The organism is Streptomyces sp. NPDC048001 (assembly GCF_043203115.1).
Taxonomy (GTDB): Bacteria; Actinomycetota; Actinomycetes; order Streptomycetales; family Streptomycetaceae; genus Streptomyces; species Streptomyces sanyensis.
Map to the genome: position 1 here is coordinate 78751 of NZ_JBIDBN010000004.1, position 15266 is coordinate 94016.

12 protein-coding genes are annotated in these 15266 nt (G+C 74.9%); 3 read left to right on the plus strand and 9 right to left on the minus strand.

What is annotated here, in order from left to right; translation table 11 throughout:
- Positions 1-5: 5 nt before the first annotated feature.
- Complete coding sequence (locus ACGF15_RS08900; RefSeq protein ID WP_392797427.1) at positions 6-1472, minus strand: amino acid permease; 1467 nt, start codon at positions 1470-1472, stop codon at positions 6-8.
- 290 nt (positions 1473-1762) lie between these two features.
- Between ACGF15_RS08900 and ACGF15_RS08905 the strand changes: the two genes are divergently transcribed.
- Positions 1763-2179 (plus strand): ATP-binding protein, encoded by a 417-nt coding sequence (locus tag ACGF15_RS08905; protein ID WP_362740227.1) that lies wholly within the window; start codon positions 1763-1765, stop codon positions 2177-2179.
- Between the two features lie 169 nt (positions 2180-2348).
- On the opposite strand, the gene ACGF15_RS08910 is transcribed toward ACGF15_RS08905, so the two are convergent.
- From ACGF15_RS08910 to rpe, 4 genes are all read right to left on the minus strand, one after another.
- On the minus strand, positions 2349-3227 hold the full coding sequence (locus ACGF15_RS08910; RefSeq protein ID WP_345615385.1) for an RNA polymerase sigma factor SigF: 879 nt from the start codon (positions 3225-3227) through the stop codon (positions 2349-2351).
- Between the two features lie 161 nt (positions 3228-3388).
- A complete protein-coding gene (locus ACGF15_RS08915) occupies positions 3389-4837 on the minus strand; it encodes a GuaB1 family IMP dehydrogenase-related protein (protein ID WP_376427985.1) in 1449 nt (482 codons plus the stop codon).
- A 190-nt stretch (positions 4838-5027) separates the two neighbouring features.
- A complete protein-coding gene (locus ACGF15_RS08920) occupies positions 5028-6068 on the minus strand; it encodes a sugar-binding domain-containing protein (protein WP_345615384.1) in 1041 nt (346 codons plus the stop codon).
- A gap of 105 nt (positions 6069-6173) precedes the next feature.
- Positions 6174-6860 carry a ribulose-phosphate 3-epimerase gene (gene rpe / locus ACGF15_RS08925; protein ID WP_345615383.1) on the minus strand — a complete coding sequence of 229 codons (687 nt, stop codon included), beginning with the start codon at positions 6858-6860 and terminating at the stop codon, positions 6174-6176.
- A gap of 185 nt (positions 6861-7045) precedes the next feature.
- Here rpe and ACGF15_RS08930 point away from each other — a divergent pair, with 185 nt between their 5' ends.
- The gene (locus ACGF15_RS08930; protein WP_392797430.1) at positions 7046-9274 is read left to right on the plus strand and encodes an MMPL family transporter; all 2229 of its coding nucleotides are present in this window, start codon (positions 7046-7048) and stop codon (positions 9272-9274) included.
- Between the two features lie 45 nt (positions 9275-9319).
- Here ACGF15_RS08930 and ACGF15_RS08935 read toward each other — a convergent pair whose 3' ends face one another.
- The 3 genes from ACGF15_RS08935 to fmt all read right to left on the minus strand — a co-directional run bounded on the left by ACGF15_RS08935 (position 9320) and on the right by fmt (position 12278).
- Positions 9320-9664, minus strand: a complete 345-nt coding sequence (locus ACGF15_RS08935) for a hypothetical protein (protein ID WP_392797432.1) — start codon at positions 9662-9664, stop codon at positions 9320-9322.
- A gap of 171 nt (positions 9665-9835) precedes the next feature.
- The gene (locus tag ACGF15_RS08940; protein ID WP_345615380.1) at positions 9836-11269 is read right to left on the minus strand and encodes a transcription antitermination factor NusB; all 1434 of its coding nucleotides are present in this window, start codon (positions 11267-11269) and stop codon (positions 9836-9838) included.
- A gap of 76 nt (positions 11270-11345) precedes the next feature.
- Positions 11346-12278, minus strand: coding sequence for a methionyl-tRNA formyltransferase (gene fmt, locus ACGF15_RS08945; RefSeq protein WP_345615379.1), 933 nt, complete (start codon positions 12276-12278; stop codon positions 11346-11348).
- Positions 12279-12513: 235 nt separating this feature from the next.
- Here fmt and ACGF15_RS08950 point away from each other — a divergent pair, with 235 nt between their 5' ends.
- Positions 12514-13017 carry a hypothetical protein gene (locus tag ACGF15_RS08950; RefSeq protein ID WP_345615378.1) on the plus strand — a complete coding sequence of 168 codons (504 nt, stop codon included), beginning with the start codon at positions 12514-12516 and terminating at the stop codon, positions 13015-13017.
- Between the two features lie 57 nt (positions 13018-13074).
- On the opposite strand, the gene ACGF15_RS08955 is transcribed toward ACGF15_RS08950, so the two are convergent.
- On the minus strand, positions 13075-15237 hold the full coding sequence (locus ACGF15_RS08955; RefSeq protein WP_392797434.1) for a primosomal protein N': 2163 nt from the start codon (positions 15235-15237) through the stop codon (positions 13075-13077).
- Between the last annotated feature and the right edge of the window lie 29 nt (positions 15238-15266).

The following is a 15266-nucleotide window of genomic DNA, read 5'->3' on the forward strand; positions in this document are numbered from 1 at the left end:
GTGGGTCACTTCTCTGCGGAGGCGAGTCGGGAGCGGCGGAGGCCGTACAGGAAGTAGAACACGAGCCCGGCGATCATCCAGAGCGCGAACACCGCCCAGGTGGCGCCGGGGAGGCTCAGCATCATCCAGGCGCAGAAGCCGAAGCCGAGCACCGGGGTGAGCGGGAAGAGCATCACCCGGAAGGTGCGGGGCATGTCCGGGCGGGTGTAGCGCAGGATGACCACGGCGACGTTGACGAGCGCGAAGGCGAAGAGGGTGCCGATGCTGGTGGCGTTGGCCAGCTCGCCGAGCGGGACGGTGGCGGCGAGCACGCCGCAGAAGAGCGAGACGATCACCGTGTTGGCTCGCGGGGCACCGGTACGGGGGTTCACCCGGGCGAAGACCTTGGGCACCAGGCCGTCGCGGGACATGGCGAACAGGATGCGGGTCTGGCCGAAGAGCACCGCGAAGACCACGCTGGCGATGGCGACCACCGCACCGGCCGCCAGGACGGTGCTCCACACGCTGTGCCCGGTGACGTCCTCCATGATCCGCGCCAGGGCGGCCTCGGAGCCCTCGAAGTCCTGCCAGGGCATGGCGCCCACGGCGACGAGCGCGACCAGGCAGTAGAGCACCGTGACGATCAGCAGCGAGAGCATGATGGCCCGGGGCAGGTCGCGCTTGGGGTCGGCGGCCTCCTCGCCGGCGGTGGAGGCGGCGTCGAAGCCGATGTAGGAGAAGAACAGGGTGGCCGCCGCCGCGCTGATCCCGGTGATGCCGAGCGGGGCCAGGGGGGTGTAGTTGCCCGCCTTGATGCCGAGGAAGCCGATGCCGCAGAAGAGCAGCAGCGTGATGATCTTCACCACGACCATGGCCGCGTTGACGCGGGCGCTCTCCTTGGCTCCGCCCATCAGGAAGACCATCGCCAGGAGCACCACGACCAGCGCGGGGAGGTTGACGACGCCGCCCTCCCCGAGCGGGGCGGCGACCGCGTCCGGGATGGTGACGCCGAGGGTGCCGTGCAGGAGTTCGTCGAGGTACTCGCCCCAGCCGACGGCCACGGCGGCGACCGACACTCCGTACTCCAGGATCAGGCACCAGCCGCAGATCCAGGCGACGAGCTCGCCCATGGTCGCGTAGGAGTACGAGTAGGAGGAGCCGGACACGGGGATGGAGCCGGCGAGTTCGGCGTACGACAGGGCCGAGAAGAGCGCGGTCAGCCCGGCGAGGACGAAGGAGACCGCGACGGCCGGGCCGGCCAGCGGGGTGGCCTCGCCGAGCACCACGAAGATGCCGGTGCCCAGGGTGGCTCCGATACTGATCATGGTCAGCTGCCACATGGAGAGCGATCGGCGAAGGCTGCCGCCCTCGCCCTGCCCGCCCTCGGCCACCAGGTCCTCCACGGGCTTGCGCCGCATCAGCCGGGTGCCGAGTCCGCCGGGCGGGCGGGGCGGGGTCTTCGTGGCGGTCGGCGCTGCGCCGTGGTCCAGCACGCGGGGGCTCCTTGATCGCTGCGGGTCGGCGGGAGGGACCCACGGCGGTCGCCGCGAGGGCGTGGTGAACACGCCCTCGCGGGGGGACAGGACCGCCGAGCTGACGGTCACCGCCACGCCTGGTACGAGGCCTGAGCCTACGAGTACGCAGGTCACGGCCGGAATGCACCATTATTGCTCATCCGCGGACGATCATTGCGCGCTTCCGCCGGATGCGGGTATGCGTTGCGCCGCACAAAGCGGCGCGCGAACGGGGATGAACCGGCGGCGCCGGGGTAGGCGACGGGACGATGAATGCACAGCAGCACGTGGTGATCGAGGAATCGCCACGCCTCACCCCGGGAGAGGCCACCGCCTGCGGTGGCGACGCCCGCATGGTGGCCGCCGAGTTCCTCGCCCGCAGCTGCCCCTGGGCGGACGCGGACGCCGTGCTGCTGGTCGTCTCGGAGCTGGTCGCCAACGCCGTCCGCCACACCGCCGCGGGCTGGTGGCGGCTGGGGCTGACGGCCGGGCCGGAGGCGCTGGTGGTGTCCGTGGACGACTGCTCGCCCCTGCCCCCGGTCGCCCGGGAGCCGGACCTGAGCGGCGGGGGCGGCTTCGGCTGGCACATGGTGCGCAGCCTGGCCCAGACCGTCGAGGTGCGGCCGGGGCCCTGCGGCAAGAGCGTGCTGGCCTCCTGGGCGCGGCCCGCCTCCGGGGCCCGCTGACGGCCGCTCGGCCCGCCCCCGTACCCGGTGGCGGCCCGCGCCCGCCCGCGGCCTTCCTCCGCGCCCGTACAGCGGAACGGCGCCCCGGGAGCCGGGACGCCGTTCCCACCGTGGGGGACGTGGTGTGCGGGGCCGGGTGGCGCCACCCGGCCGACGGCCCGCGTCTGCCTCACTCCACCGCCAGCAGGCCCTCGCGCAGCCTCCGGGTGATGCGGGCCAGCAGACGGGACACGTGCATCTGGGAGACGCCGAGGGCGGCGCCGATCTCGGACTGCGTCAGCTCCTCGCCGAAGCGCATCCGCAGGATGCGCCGGTCCCGTTCGTCGAGTTCCTCCAGGAGCGGCTTGAGCGCCTGGACGTTCTCCGCGATCTCCAGGTCGGCGTCGGGAGCGCCCAGCCGGTCGGAGAGCGGCACGGCCGCGTGGTCGGAGGCGTCGTCCACGGGCATGTCGATGGAGCCGGCCGTGTAGCCGTTGCTCGCGACGATGCCCTCGATCACCTCCTCCTCGTCGAGCCCGAGGTGCTCGGCGAGTTCCGAGGTGGTCGGGGTGTGGTCCAGCTTCTGCGAGAGCTCGTCCACGGCCTTGGCCAGGTCGATCCGCAGCTCCTGGAGCCGCCGGGGCACATGGACCGCCCAGCTGGTGTCCCGGAAGAAGCGCTTGATCTCGCCCACGATGTACGGCACGGCGAAGGTCGCGAACTCCACCTCGCGGCTGAGCTCGAAGCGGTCGATCGCCTTGATCAGGCCGATCGTGCCGACCTGGACGATGTCCTCCATCTGCTCGGACCGGTTGCGGAAGCGGCCGGCCGCGTACTTGACGAGGGCCAGGTTCAGTTCGATCAGCGTGTTGCGCACGTACTGGTACTCGTGCGTGCCCTCCTCCAGGGAGGTGAGCCGCTCGAAGAAGACCCTGGAAATCTCACGGGCGTCCTGCGGTGCAACCTCCCCCGGGTCGGCCACGTACGGCAGATCGAGGCGCTCCGCGGTGTGCGGGCGCTGCGTCTGCGTCGACGTACCTGCGGTCGGGACCGTGCTCGCCGTGGACACTTCATCCTCCCCTGGTCCGATGTCGGTGCGAAAGCGCGCCTACCCCGGTCCCCGGCTCCCATGCCTGGCAATCTCCGCGGGCGGCCGGACGGCACTGCGCGAACGGGCCCCGCTCCGGCCCCGGACGGGGTCGGAGCGGGGCCCGCGCGACGGTCCCCGCATCAGCTCCAGCTGGCGTGCAGGGCCTTGCCCTCGGCGTAGCCCGCGGCGCTCTGGACGCCCACCACGGCCCGCTCGGCGAACTCCTCCAGGGAGCCCGCACCGGCGTAGGTGCAGGAGGAGCGCACACCGGCGATGATCGAGTCGATCAGGTCCTCCACGCCCGGCCGGGCGGGGTCGAGGAACATCCGCGAGTGCGAGATGCCCTCCTCGAACAGGGCCTTGCGGGCGCGGTCGTAGGCGGACTCCTCGCTGGTGCGGTTGCGCACCGCCCGCGCCGAGGCCATGCCGAAGGACTCCTTGTACAGACGCCCGTCGGCGGCCTGCTGGAGGTCGCCCGGGGACTCGTGGGTCCCGGCGAACCAGGAGCCGACCATCACGTTGGAGGCACCGGCGGCCAGGGCCATGGCGACGTCCCTGGGGTGGCGCACCCCGCCGTCCGCCCACACGTGCTTGCCGTACTTCCTCGCCTCCGCGGCGCACTCCAGCACCGCGGAGAACTGGGGGCGGCCGACGCCGGTCATCATGCGGGTGGTGCACATCGCACCGGGCCCGACGCCGACCTTGACGATGTCCGCGCCCGCCTCGATCAGGTCGCGCACGCCCTCGGCGGCCACGATGTTCCCGGCGGCGATCGGCACCTGCGGGTCCAGCGCCCGGACGGCCCGGATCGCGCTGATCATCGACTCCTGGTGCCCGTGGGCGGTGTCCACGACGAGGGTGTCCACGCCCGCGTCGAGGAGCTGCTTGGCCTTGCCCGCCACGTCCCCGTTGATGCCGACGGCGGCCGCGACCCGCAGACGGCCCCGGGCGTCGACGGCCGGGGTGTAGAGCGTCGCGCGCAGCGCGCCCTTGCGGGTGAGCACACCCGCGAGCCGCCCCTCGCCGTCCACGGCGGGGGCGTAGCGCCGGTTCGCGGAGTCGAGCCTGTTGAAGGCCTCGCGGGGGTCGATGTCCGCCTGGATCAGCAGCAGGTCCGTGGACATGACCTCGGAGAGCTGGGTGAAGCGGTCCACCCCGGCCAGGTCGTGGTCGGTGACGATGCCGACCGGCCGACGGCCGTCGTCGACGACCACCCCGGCGCCGTGGGCGCGCTTGGGCAGCAGCGAGAGGGCGTCGGCGACGGTCTGGTGCGGGGCGAGCTCGATCGGGGTGTCGAGGACGAGGTGGCGCGTCTTGACCCAGGAGACGACGTCGGCGACGACCTCGATCGGGATGTCCTGGGGGATGACGACGAGGCCGCCGCGCCGGGCGACGGTCTCGGCCATGCGCCGGCCGGCGATGGCCGTCATATTGGCCACGACCAGCGGGACGGTCGTACCGGTGCCGTCGGGGGAGGCGAGGTCCACGCCCTGCCGGGAACCCACGGCCGAACGGCTCGGCACCATGAACACATCGTCGTACGTCAGGTCGTACGGCGGCTTCTGGTCATTGAGGAAACGCACGTGCAGAACATCCCAGTCGATCGGTGTTGGCCCCCCGACTGGCACAGCCGGAGGAAAACGCACGTACTTCAGTCTCCCATGGCCCTACCCCCCGGCGATCCGGACCAATCCTCCAGGTCGCAGGGGGTGCCCTCGGATGATCGCACAGGGCCGGGCGGCCCGGTGCCCGGCCCTGGGCCGGGTCGCCCGGGCGCTCTCAGCCGTCGGGGTCGGCGCGCTCCAGGGCGGGGCGCGGCCCGGGCTCGGCGGACAGCAGCAGGTCGGCCGCGGCCGTGTCCGTGACCAGGCTGGTGACCAGGCCGGAGCGGAGCACCGCCCCGATGGCCTCGGCCTTGCGCTGCCCTCCGGCGATGGCCACCACCTCCGGGATGCGCCGCAGGCGGTCCGCCTCGACGGTGATGCACCGTTCGCCGAGGTCCCGCCCGACGCGCCGCCCCTCTGAGTCGAAGAGGTGGGCGGACATCTCCGCGGCCACCCCCAGCGAGGCGTAGTGCGCCCGCTCCTCCGCGGAGAGCATGTCGTGCACCGTCGAGATGCCCGGCTCCCAGGAGCCGATGGACACACAGGCGACGGTCACCTTGTCGAAGTACTCGAAGGCCCGCGCGATGCCCGTCTGGTGGCGCAGGGCGGCGGCCGTGGCCGGATCCGGCAGCAGCATCGGGGCGTAGATCGGGTGCGCCTCGCCGCCGGAGACCTGGGCGGCGCGGCGGACGGCCTCGACCGAGCCCCGCTCCGCGGTGCCCGCGTCGTAGACGCCGGTGAGCTGGACGACCGTGCACGGCGGGAGCCGGTCCAGCGCGGCCGCCATGTGGATGGTCGACCGGCCCCAGGCCAGGCCCAGCACGTCCCCCTCGCTGACCAGCTCGCCCAGGAGGTCGGCGGCCACCTCTCCGAGGTTCTCGGGATCGGGGGACTCGTCCACCTCGGCGGGCGACTCGACGACCACCGCGTGGCGCAGTCCGAAGCGGGCGCGCAGGGCGTCCGAGCGGTCGGCGTCGAGTTCGGCGGGGACCCTGATCTCGATCCGCACCAGGTCGCGTTCGAGCGCCGTCTCCAGGACCCGGGCGACCTTGAACCGGCTGACCCCGAACTCCTCCGCGATCTGGATCTTGGACTTGCCCTCCAGGTAGAAGCGGCGGGCCATCGCCGCCGCCTGCACAAGCTCAGCGGGCCCCATCCGCAGGGCGGACCGTCCCGCCGGCCTAGAAGTCACCGCGATCTCCTCACTGCCGTACACACGTACACACTCCCCGGATCCGCCATCCTGTCAGATCCGCCGGTCCTTGATCGGTCCTGCCGGGCCAACATCCGCTGAACACCCGCCGCCCGTCCGCCGTACCGCTCAGTGGGCGCACGCCCAGGGGGCGCTCGCGGTCACCTCGGCGGCCTGGCGGCGCAGCATGCTCACGGCGGCGGCCGGGTCGTCGGTGTCGTAGACCGCGGAGCCCGCGACGAAGACGTCGGCGCCCGCCTCGGCGCACTGCTCGATCGTGGAGGCCGACACCCCGCCGTCCACCTGGAGCCACAGCTTCAGGCCGTGCTTGGAGATCAGCTCGCGGGTGCGGCGGATCTTGGGCAGCATGATGTCGAGGAACGCCTGCCCGCCGAAGCCGGGTTCAACCGTCATGACCAGCAGCATGTCGAGCTCGGGCAGCAGGTCCTCGTAGGGCTCGATCGGTGTGGCGGGCTTCAGGGCCATGGAGGCGCGGGCGCCCTTGGCGCGGATCTCGCGGGCGAGGCGCACGGGGGCGGCGGCCGCCTCGGCGTGGAAGGTGACCGACCCGGCGCCCGCCTCCACGTACTGGGGCGCCCAGCGGTCGGGGTTCTCGATCATCAGATGGCAGTCCAGCGGCGTGTCCGTCGCGCGGGCGAGCGACTCGACGACCGGGACGCCCAGCGTCAGGTTGGGCACGAAGTGGTTGTCCATCACATCGACGTGCAGCCAGTCGGCCCCGTCGACCGCCTTCGCCTCCTCCGCCAGGCGCGAGAAGTCGGCGGAGAGGATACTGGGATTGATCTGAACGGCCATGTGCCAAGCCTGCCATGTTCCGGGCCAGTTCCCCTCCCCGGGACGGCACTCGGTACGGACCAAGGCCCTCGAAAATTCCGACATCACCCCGCAACACGGCCATTTCGGCGACGGTCTCAGGCCACCGGCCGCGCCCCCGCCCCGGGGGACGGGGGCGGGGCGGACCACCGATCCCCGGGAGCGACATGGCGGACCCGCCCCTCCGCACCCCGCGGGCGGCGCCCTCGCAGGGCGCGGCCCGCCTCGTCTGCGGCCGGCGCAGCAAGTGGGTCGTCCTCGGCCTGTGGGCCGTGGTCCTGCTGCTGGCCTTCCCGCTGGCACAGAAGCTGACCGGCGCGCAGGAAAACGACGCGGCGTCCTGGCTGCCGGGCAGCGCGGAGTCCACCCAGGTCCTCCAGGAGGCGGAGGGCTTCCGCCCCGAGATCATCCCGGCCGTCGTGGTCTACGCCCGCGCCGACGGACTCACGGCGGCGGACCGCGTCCGGATCGCGGAGGACACCGCCGAGATCCGCCGCCTCGACGAGCACGGCATCCGCGGCGCGGAGACCCGCGGTCCGTTCTTCGACCGGGCCACCGACCCCCGCGCGGCCGAGGTGTTCGTCCCGATCACCATGGACGAGTCGGGCTGGGAGCGCATCGGCCCCGCGGTGGACTCGATCCGCGCCGTCACCGGCACGGGCACCGTGGCCGACGGGCTCGCCGTGCACGTCACCGGACCGGGCGGGACCTCGGCGGACTTCAGCGAGGCCTTCGAGGGCATCGACTCCACCCTGCTGCTGGCGGCGCTCTCGGTGGTCGTGGTGATGCTGCTCCTCACCTACCGCAGCCCCACCCTGCTGCTGGTGCCGGTGGTCGCGGTGATCACCGCGCTCACGGCGGCCCAGGCCGTGATCTACCTGCTGGCCGCCCACGCGGGTCTCACCGTCAACGGGCAGAGCGCCGGCATCCTGCTGGTCCTGGTCTTCGGCGCGGGCACCGACTACGCCCTGCTGCTCGTCGCCCGCTACCGCGAGGAGCTGCGCCGCCACCAGGACCGCCACGAGGCCATGGCGCTGGCGCTGCACCGGGCGGGACCGGCGGTGCTGGCCAGCGGCGCGACGGTGGTGCTCGGGATGCTCGTGCTGCTGGCCGCGGAGATGAACTCCACCCGCGGCCTCGGACCGGTGGCGGCGATCGGCGTCGCCATCGCCCTCGCGGCCATGCTGACGCTGTTCCCCGCGCTGCTGGTGGTCCTCGGCCGGTGGGTCTTCTGGCCCGTCGTCCCCCACGCCGGCACGCCCGAGCCGACCGAGAACGGGGTGTGGGCCAGGACCGGGCGGCGCATCGCCCGCCGCCCGCGCGCCGTGTGGGGTGTCACCGCCGTGGTGCTCGCCGTCTTCTCGCTCGGGCTGACGCAGCTGAGGGCGGAGGGGCTGAGCAATGCGGACGCCTTCACCGGCACACCGGACTCGATCACCGGACAGGCGGTCCTGGAGGAGTACTTCCCCGCGGGCAGCGGCGATCCGCTGGTGGTGGTCGCGAACCTCCCGCAGGCCCGTGCGGTGGGCGCGGCGGTCGCCGCCACCGAGGGTGTGGCGCCCGACTCGCTGGGGGTGCCCCCGGGATCGAGGCCGGTGCACGAGGGGCGGGTGCTGTTCGAGGCCACGCTGACCGACCCGGCGGACAGCGAGGCGGCCAAGGCGACGGTGGAGCGGGTGCGGGACGCGGTGCACGAGGTACCCGGCGCGGACGCCCTGGTCGGCGGCGGCACCGCGGCGCTCGTGGACATGGACGCGGCGACCACGCACGACAACCGGGTGATCATCCCGCTGGTGCTGCTGGTGGTCCTCCTCGTGCTGATCGCCCTGCTGCGCGCGCTGATCGCACCACTGCTGCTGATCGGCACGGTGGTGCTGTCGTTCGCCGCGGCGCTCGGGCTGAGCGCGCTCGCCTTCCGGTACGTGTTCGACTACGCGGGGGAGTCGACCGACTTCCCGCTGTTCGTGTTCGTGTTCCTGGTGGCCCTGGGCATCGACTACAACATCTTCCTGACCACGCGGATCCGCGAGGAGGCCCGCGAGTCGGGCACCCGGCGGGGCGTGGTCACCGGGCTCGCCGCGACCGGTGCGGTGATCACCTCGGCCGGGCTGGTCCTGGCGGGCACCTTCGCCGTGCTGGGCACCCTGCCGCTGGTGGGGTTCGCCGAGATCGGGTTCGCCGTCGCCCTCGGGGTGCTGCTGGACACCTTCGTCGTCCGCTCGGTCCTGGTGACCTCGCTCTTCCTGGACATCGGCGGCCGGGTGTGGTGGCCGCACCCGCTCTCCCGAGAGGACGGCGAGGACGGCGGGAACGGCACGGCGGGCGGGGACGGCGGGGAGGCCGGTCCGCCCGCACCCGCGCCGGACGGCCCGGGCGCGGAGCGGGGCGGCTCCTGACGGGGCCGGGCCACCGGCGGCCCCGGGCCGGCCGACGGGACCTCGTCACGGGTCCGGCGCGCCGAAGGGATCGGCGTGCCAGCGCCAGCCGGCCGTGCCGTCGCCGTGGATGTGCAGCATGAACTCGGCTACCGGGGTGCCGTCGGGGAAGGTCAGGGTCAGCGCCGCACGGATCCGGGTGTGGCAGGCGTCCGCCCGCTCCCAGTCCTCCTCCTCGACGGCCCGCTCCTGCTCGGCGAAGAGGGGGCCGAACCGCTCGAAGCCCGCACGTGCCTCGACCTCGGCGTGGGTCCAGGGCATGTCGGAGCCGGTCACGGTCAGCCGGGCGATCTCCCGGTCGAGGTGGTGCAGGCGCCAGACGGCGCCGCGGGCCAGGTGCGGGTTGCTCATGCTCCGTGACTCCACCCACGCGTAAACGCGCGGGCTTCCCGTGTCGGTGGCTGGGCCACGTCGCAGAGGACCGGCCCGGCCTGTCGAGGACGTTCGTTGCACCGGCACGGTGGCGGACACCACCGGCGGTGAGGCGGCGGCGTCCGTGTCCCCGGGCCCCGCGCGGGACCCTCAGGCGGTGCGGCGCAGCAGGGCCAGGTACATGGCGTCGGTGCCGTGCAGATGCGGCCAGAGCTGCACGTCGGGGCCGTCGCCGAGCGCCGGGACGCCCTCCATCAGCGGCCGGGCGTCGATCCACTCGGCCTGCGCCGCCGGGCCGCCGCGCCCGCGCAGCACGTCCTCGACCACCACCCGGGTCTCGGCCAGGTGCGGCGAGCAGGTCGCGTATCCGACCACGCCGCCGACCCGCACCGCCCGGAGCGCCTCGCGCAGCAGCGACCGCTGGAGCGGGGCGAAGCCCTCCAGGTCCTCGGGCCTGCGGCGCCAGCGGGCCTCGGGGCGGCGCCGCAGCGCGCCCAGGCCCGAGCACGGGACGTCGACCAGCACCCGGTCGAAGGAGCCCTCCCGCCAGGGCGGGCGGGTGCCGTCCGCGGCGATCACCGTGCAGGGGCCGGGGTTGCCGTCCAGCGCCCGTGCGACCAGCCGGGCGCGGTGCGGCTGCTTCTCGGAGGCGAGCAGGGCCGCACCCCGCTCCGCCGCGAGCGCCGCCAGCAGCGCCGCCTTGCCGCCGGGGCCGGCGCAGCCGTCGAGCCAGCGCAGGTCGGGTCCCTCCACCGGCGCCGCGGCCAGCGCCATCGCCACCAGCTGGCTGCCCTCGTCCTGCACACCGGCGCGCCCCTCGCGCACCGCGGCCAGGGCTCCCGGCTCGCCGCCCTCGGCCAGCCGCACGGCGTGGCGGGACCAGCGTCCCGGCAGGGCCGCGTCCTCGCCCAGGGCGTCGAGCAGTTCGCCGACCGTGCTGCGGCCCGGGCGGGCCACCAGGGTCACCTCGGGCCGCTCGTTGTCGGCCTCCAGCAGGTCCTCGATACCGGCCCGGCCGCCGCCGAGCGCGTCCCACAGCGCGGAGACCACCCAGCGCGGGTGGGAGTGGACCACGGCCAGATGGGCCTCGGGGTCCTCGTCGTAGGGCGGCGCCACCCGTTCCACCCAGGTGTCCAGGTCGTCCTGCGAGACCTTGCGCAGCACCGCGTTGACGAACTTGGCCCGGCCGTCGCCGAGTACGACGCGGGCCAGCTCCACGCTGGAGGAGACGGCCGCGTGGGTGGGGATCCGGGTGCCCAGCAGCTGGTGGGTGCCGAGGGCCAGGACGTCCAGCACCGGGGGGTCGACCTCGCGCAGCGGCCGGTCGATGCAGGCGGCGACGACCGCGTCGTAGGTGCCCTGGCGCCGCAGCGTCCCGTAGACCAGCTCGGTGGCGAGGGCGGCGTCGCGTCCGTCGAAGCCGCCCTCGGCGCGGGCCTTCCTCAGCAGCGGCGGCAGGACGAGGTTGGCGTAGGCGCCCCGCTCGTCCACCGCCCGCAGGGCCTCGAAGGCCAGGATCCGGACCGGGTCCTTCTTGGGGCGCCGGTGGGGCCTGGGGGGACGGCGACGGGCCTGCTCGCTCACAAGGTGCTCCGCGTTGGGTGGGGGCTGATCGCTCCCAGCCTACGTCCGCCGGCGACCGGCCCCCGCCCGGAGGGGCTCAGGCCCCGAGGGTCTCCCCCGGGCCGATGCGCACCCCGCGGGCCCAGTCCGCCGCCCGCATCGGCTTCTTGCCCTGGGGCTGCACCCAGACCAGCTCGACGGCGTGCGACCCGGTCCCCGCGTGCACGCTGTGCTTGCCCGCGTCCAGTTCCCCGGGGGCGAGGTCGGTCCGCCCGGGTGCCGGGGTGACCTGCACCAGCTTCAGCCGCTCACCGCGGAAGGCGGTCCAGGCTCCGGGGGCGGGGGTGCAGCCGCGCACCATGCGGTCGACGCGCAGCGCGGGGGCGGAGAAGTCGACATGGGCGTCCTCGACCGTCACCTTCGGGGCGTGGGAGACCCCCTCGGCGGGCTGCGGCACGGCGTGCAGGGTGCCGTCCTCGATGCCGTCCATGGTGGCGAGGAGCAGCCCGGCACCGGCGAAGGCGAGCCGGGTGAGGAGGTCGCCGGAGGTGTCGGTGGGCCGCACCGGCTCGGTCAGCACCCCGTAGACCGGACCGGAGTCCAGCCCCTCCTCGATGAGGAAGGTGGCCGCGCCGGTCATCTCGTCACCGGACATGATCGCGTGCTGGACGGGCGCGGCCCCGCGCCAGGCGGGCAGCAGCGAGAAGTGGAGGTTCACCCATCCGCGGGCCGGCACCTCCAGGGCGGCCTTGGGCAGCAGGGCCCCGTAGGCGACGACCGGGCAGCAGTCGGGCGCGATCTCGCGCAGCCGGGCCAGGAAGTCCTCGTCGCGCGGGCGCACGGGCTTGAGCACCTCGATGCCGGCCTCCTCCGCGCGCTGGGCGACCGGGCTCGCCACCAGGTGCCGACCGCGCCCGGCGGGGGCGTCGGGCCGGGTGACGACGGCGGCCACCTCGTGGCGCTCGGAGGCGATCAGGGCGTCCAGGGCGGGGACGGCGACCTCGGGGGTACCTGCGAAGACGAGCTTCATCGGTGGCTGACTGCCTCTCGGTCCGGGGCTGTGGCGCATGGGTGCTGAGCAGCTCACCAGTCTATGGGCCGGTCCCCGCGGGGGCGTACGCGAGCCCGCGCGCCCCGCGCATATGCGCATACGCCCCGAAGCGTGACCAGACCGGAGGCTGGCGCGTTGGTCAAGAGAGATTGACCCAAGCGGGCCGCCCGGATGCGGCCCGGCCCCTTTCAACGCCGGTTCGAGAGGCTTGTCGATGGCCGACCACGCAACCCACGACGCCCAAGCCCGGGCAAGTCTGCACCTGTTGGTGCGGGACATCGAGCGGGTCCGCCGGCAGGTGGATGCGCTGCGCACCCTCACCGCCCAGCTGGGAAACGTCTACCGCCCGCGCCGCTCCGGCCCGTCCACGGGCTTCGTCGTCTACGGCCGGGCCCCGGCGCCCACCGTCCGCCTCGCCCAGGAGCTGCGCGACAGCGTGGAGACCCTGGTGACCGCGGCCGTGGACTTCGACCGCTCCCTCGGCTTCTCCTGGGACGCCGTGGGCTCCGCACTCGGCGTCACCAAGCAGGCGGTGCACCGCCGTTACGGCTCCCGTCGGGCCGCCCAGCCCCAGCCGGCCCCGGCCGAGGCGGCCGAGCGGGCGGCCGAGGGGCAGGGCGCCCGGGCCGTCCAGGGCCCGGTGCCCACGGTGCCCGCGGCGCGCTCCATGCCCGCGGAGTCCCGGCCGGGCGCCTTCCCCGGCCCCCGCAACGGCTGACGGCGGCCGTCGGGCGCGGGGAGCGGCACAACCCGCCGGTGGGGCGGGGCCCGGTGGTCAGCCGATGGACGGCGGGTCCACCCGCACCCGGACCGGGTCCGTCGCTCCCCGCGCCATGCGGGCCGCCTGCGCCGCCTTGAGCGCGGCGGCCAGGGCCGCCCCGCTCCCGGGGGGCACCCGCAGCAGTACGCGGTCCCACCGCTCCTCCGCCGGCTCCCGCCCGGCGCCCGGGGCCGGCGCCCCCTCCGCCCGGCCCCGGGGGCGGGCCTGCGGGGGCACGGGTACGGGGCCCAGCACCTCGGCTTCGGGCGGCAGGCGCACGGACTGAAGGAAGGACGCGACCGCCTGCGGGGTGCCGACCGCCTCCGCCATCCGGGAGACCGGGGGGAAGCCCAGCTCCGCGCGCTCGGCGAGCTCCGCGAGGGCGTGGCCGACCGGGTCCCAGCGCACCAGGGCCTGGACGGGCCGGAGCGTGGACTCGGCGACCACCACGACTCTCCCCCCCTCGTCCTGGCCGCGCACCAGCGCGGACGCGGCGAGCCAGCGCCGCAGGGCCTCCTCCCCCGCCCTGAGGTCCGGGCGGCCGAGCATGGCCCATCCGTCGAGCAGCAGGGCGGCCGCGTAGCCGCCCTCGGCAACGGGCTCCGCGCCGGGCGTGGCCACCACCAGGGCGGGCCGCCCGGGTACCGCGTCCAGGACCTGGTCGCGGCCAGAGGTCCGCACGGGGACCTCGGGGAAGGCCCGGCCCAGCTCCTCGGCCGTGCGCCGGGCGCCCACGACGGTGGCCCGCAGTCCGAAGGCCCCGCACTCGGTGCAGTGCCACTCCCGCTCCGCCTCGCCGCACCAGGCGCAGCACAGCTCGTGGACCTCGTGGGCCTCCAGCGGGCCGGCGCAGCGACGGCAGCGGGCGGGCGTGCGGCAGCGGTCGCAGGCCAGCCGCGGCACATAGCCCCGCCGCGGCACCTGCACCAGCACCGGGCCGGAGCGCAGCCCCTCGCGGGCGACCTCCCAGGCCACGCTCGGCAGCCGGGCCGCCCGGGCGGCCCCGTCCCGGGCGAGGTCGTGGTCGCCGACGGTGCGCACCAGCGGGGCGGCGGCGCGCACCCGGGCCCGGTCGGCGACGATCGGCTCGGCCCAGCCGCTCTCCACCAGCTGGGCCGCCTCGACGGTGCAGCCGGTGGCGCCGAGCAGGAAGGCGCACCCCTCGTGGGCCGCCCGGAGCTCCAGCACCTCGCGGACGTGCGGGAAGGGGGCGTTGTCGTCGCTGTGGCTGCCGTCCCCGTCGTCCCAGAGGGCGACGAGCCCCACGTCCCGGACGGGCGCGAACATCGCGGCGCGGGTGCCCACGACGGCCCGGACGGACCCGCGCCGGACGGCCAGCCACTGCTCGTAGCGACGGCGGGGGCCGGACTCGGCGGTGAGCAGGGCGTGCCGCCCCGGGCCGAGCAGGGCGGTGAGCGCCTCGTCGACCCGGGTGGCGCGGCGGCCGTCGGGCACCACGACCAGGGCCCCGCGGCCGGAGGCCAGGGCCGCGGCGACGGCCCGGGCGAGCTCCTCGGGCCAGTGCGGACCGGGCAGGGCCGTCCACACCGCCCGGGGAGCGGCCCCGCGCGCCAGCGCGTCCAGGAAGGCGGGGCCCCGGCCGTAGCGGGACCAGGTGCCGGGCCCGGGGGCGGCGGGCGCGGGAAGGGGTGCCGGGGAGGCGGCGGCCTCGGCCTGGCCGTTGCGCGGGGGGATGGCCAGCTGGAGGACGTCCGCGAGGCTTCCGGCGTAGCGGTCGGCGACGGCCCGGGCCAGGGCGAGCAGTTCGGGGCCGAGGACGGGCTCGGGCGAGACGACGTGGGCCAGGGCGGCGAGCGGTCCGGTGTAGTCGGACTCCGCCCGGCGCTCGACGAGGTAGCCGTCGACCAGGCCGCCGCCCTCCCGCCGGCCTTCTCGCACCTGGTGGGAGCCGGCGCCGAAGCGCACCCGGACCCGCACGCCGGGCTGGGCGGCGGCGTCGAGCTCCTCGGGCACGGCGTAGTCCCAGAGGCGGTCGAGGTGGAGCACGCCCTTGTCGACCATCACCCGGGCGACGGGCAGCTCCTTGGCCAGGGCCGCTCCGCGCCAGGTGCGGGGCTTCGCCCGGGGCACCTTGGCCTTGCGTACCGTCTCCCGGATGAGCGCGAGCTGCTCCGGGCCGTCGCCGGGGCCTCCGGGCTGCTTGTCGTCGCTGCTCACAGCCCCATTCCTACCAGAGGCCGCCGACA

Coding starts and splice junctions, on each gene's coding strand:
- ACGF15_RS08905 (WP_362740227.1), top strand. CDS start 1,763: ATGAATGCACAGCAGCACGTGGTGATCGAGGAATCGCCACGCCTCACC.
- rpe (WP_345615383.1), bottom strand. CDS start 6,860: ATGGCCGTTCAGATCAATCCCAGTATCCTCTCCGCCGACTTCTCGCGC.
- ACGF15_RS08930 (WP_392797430.1), top strand. CDS start 7,046: ATGGCGGACCCGCCCCTCCGCACCCCGCGGGCGGCGCCCTCGCAGGGC.
- ACGF15_RS08935 (WP_392797432.1), bottom strand. CDS start 9,664: ATGAGCAACCCGCACCTGGCCCGCGGCGCCGTCTGGCGCCTGCACCAC.
- fmt (WP_345615379.1), bottom strand. CDS start 12,278: ATGAAGCTCGTCTTCGCAGGTACCCCCGAGGTCGCCGTCCCCGCCCTG.
- ACGF15_RS08950 (WP_345615378.1), top strand. CDS start 12,514: ATGGCCGACCACGCAACCCACGACGCCCAAGCCCGGGCAAGTCTGCAC.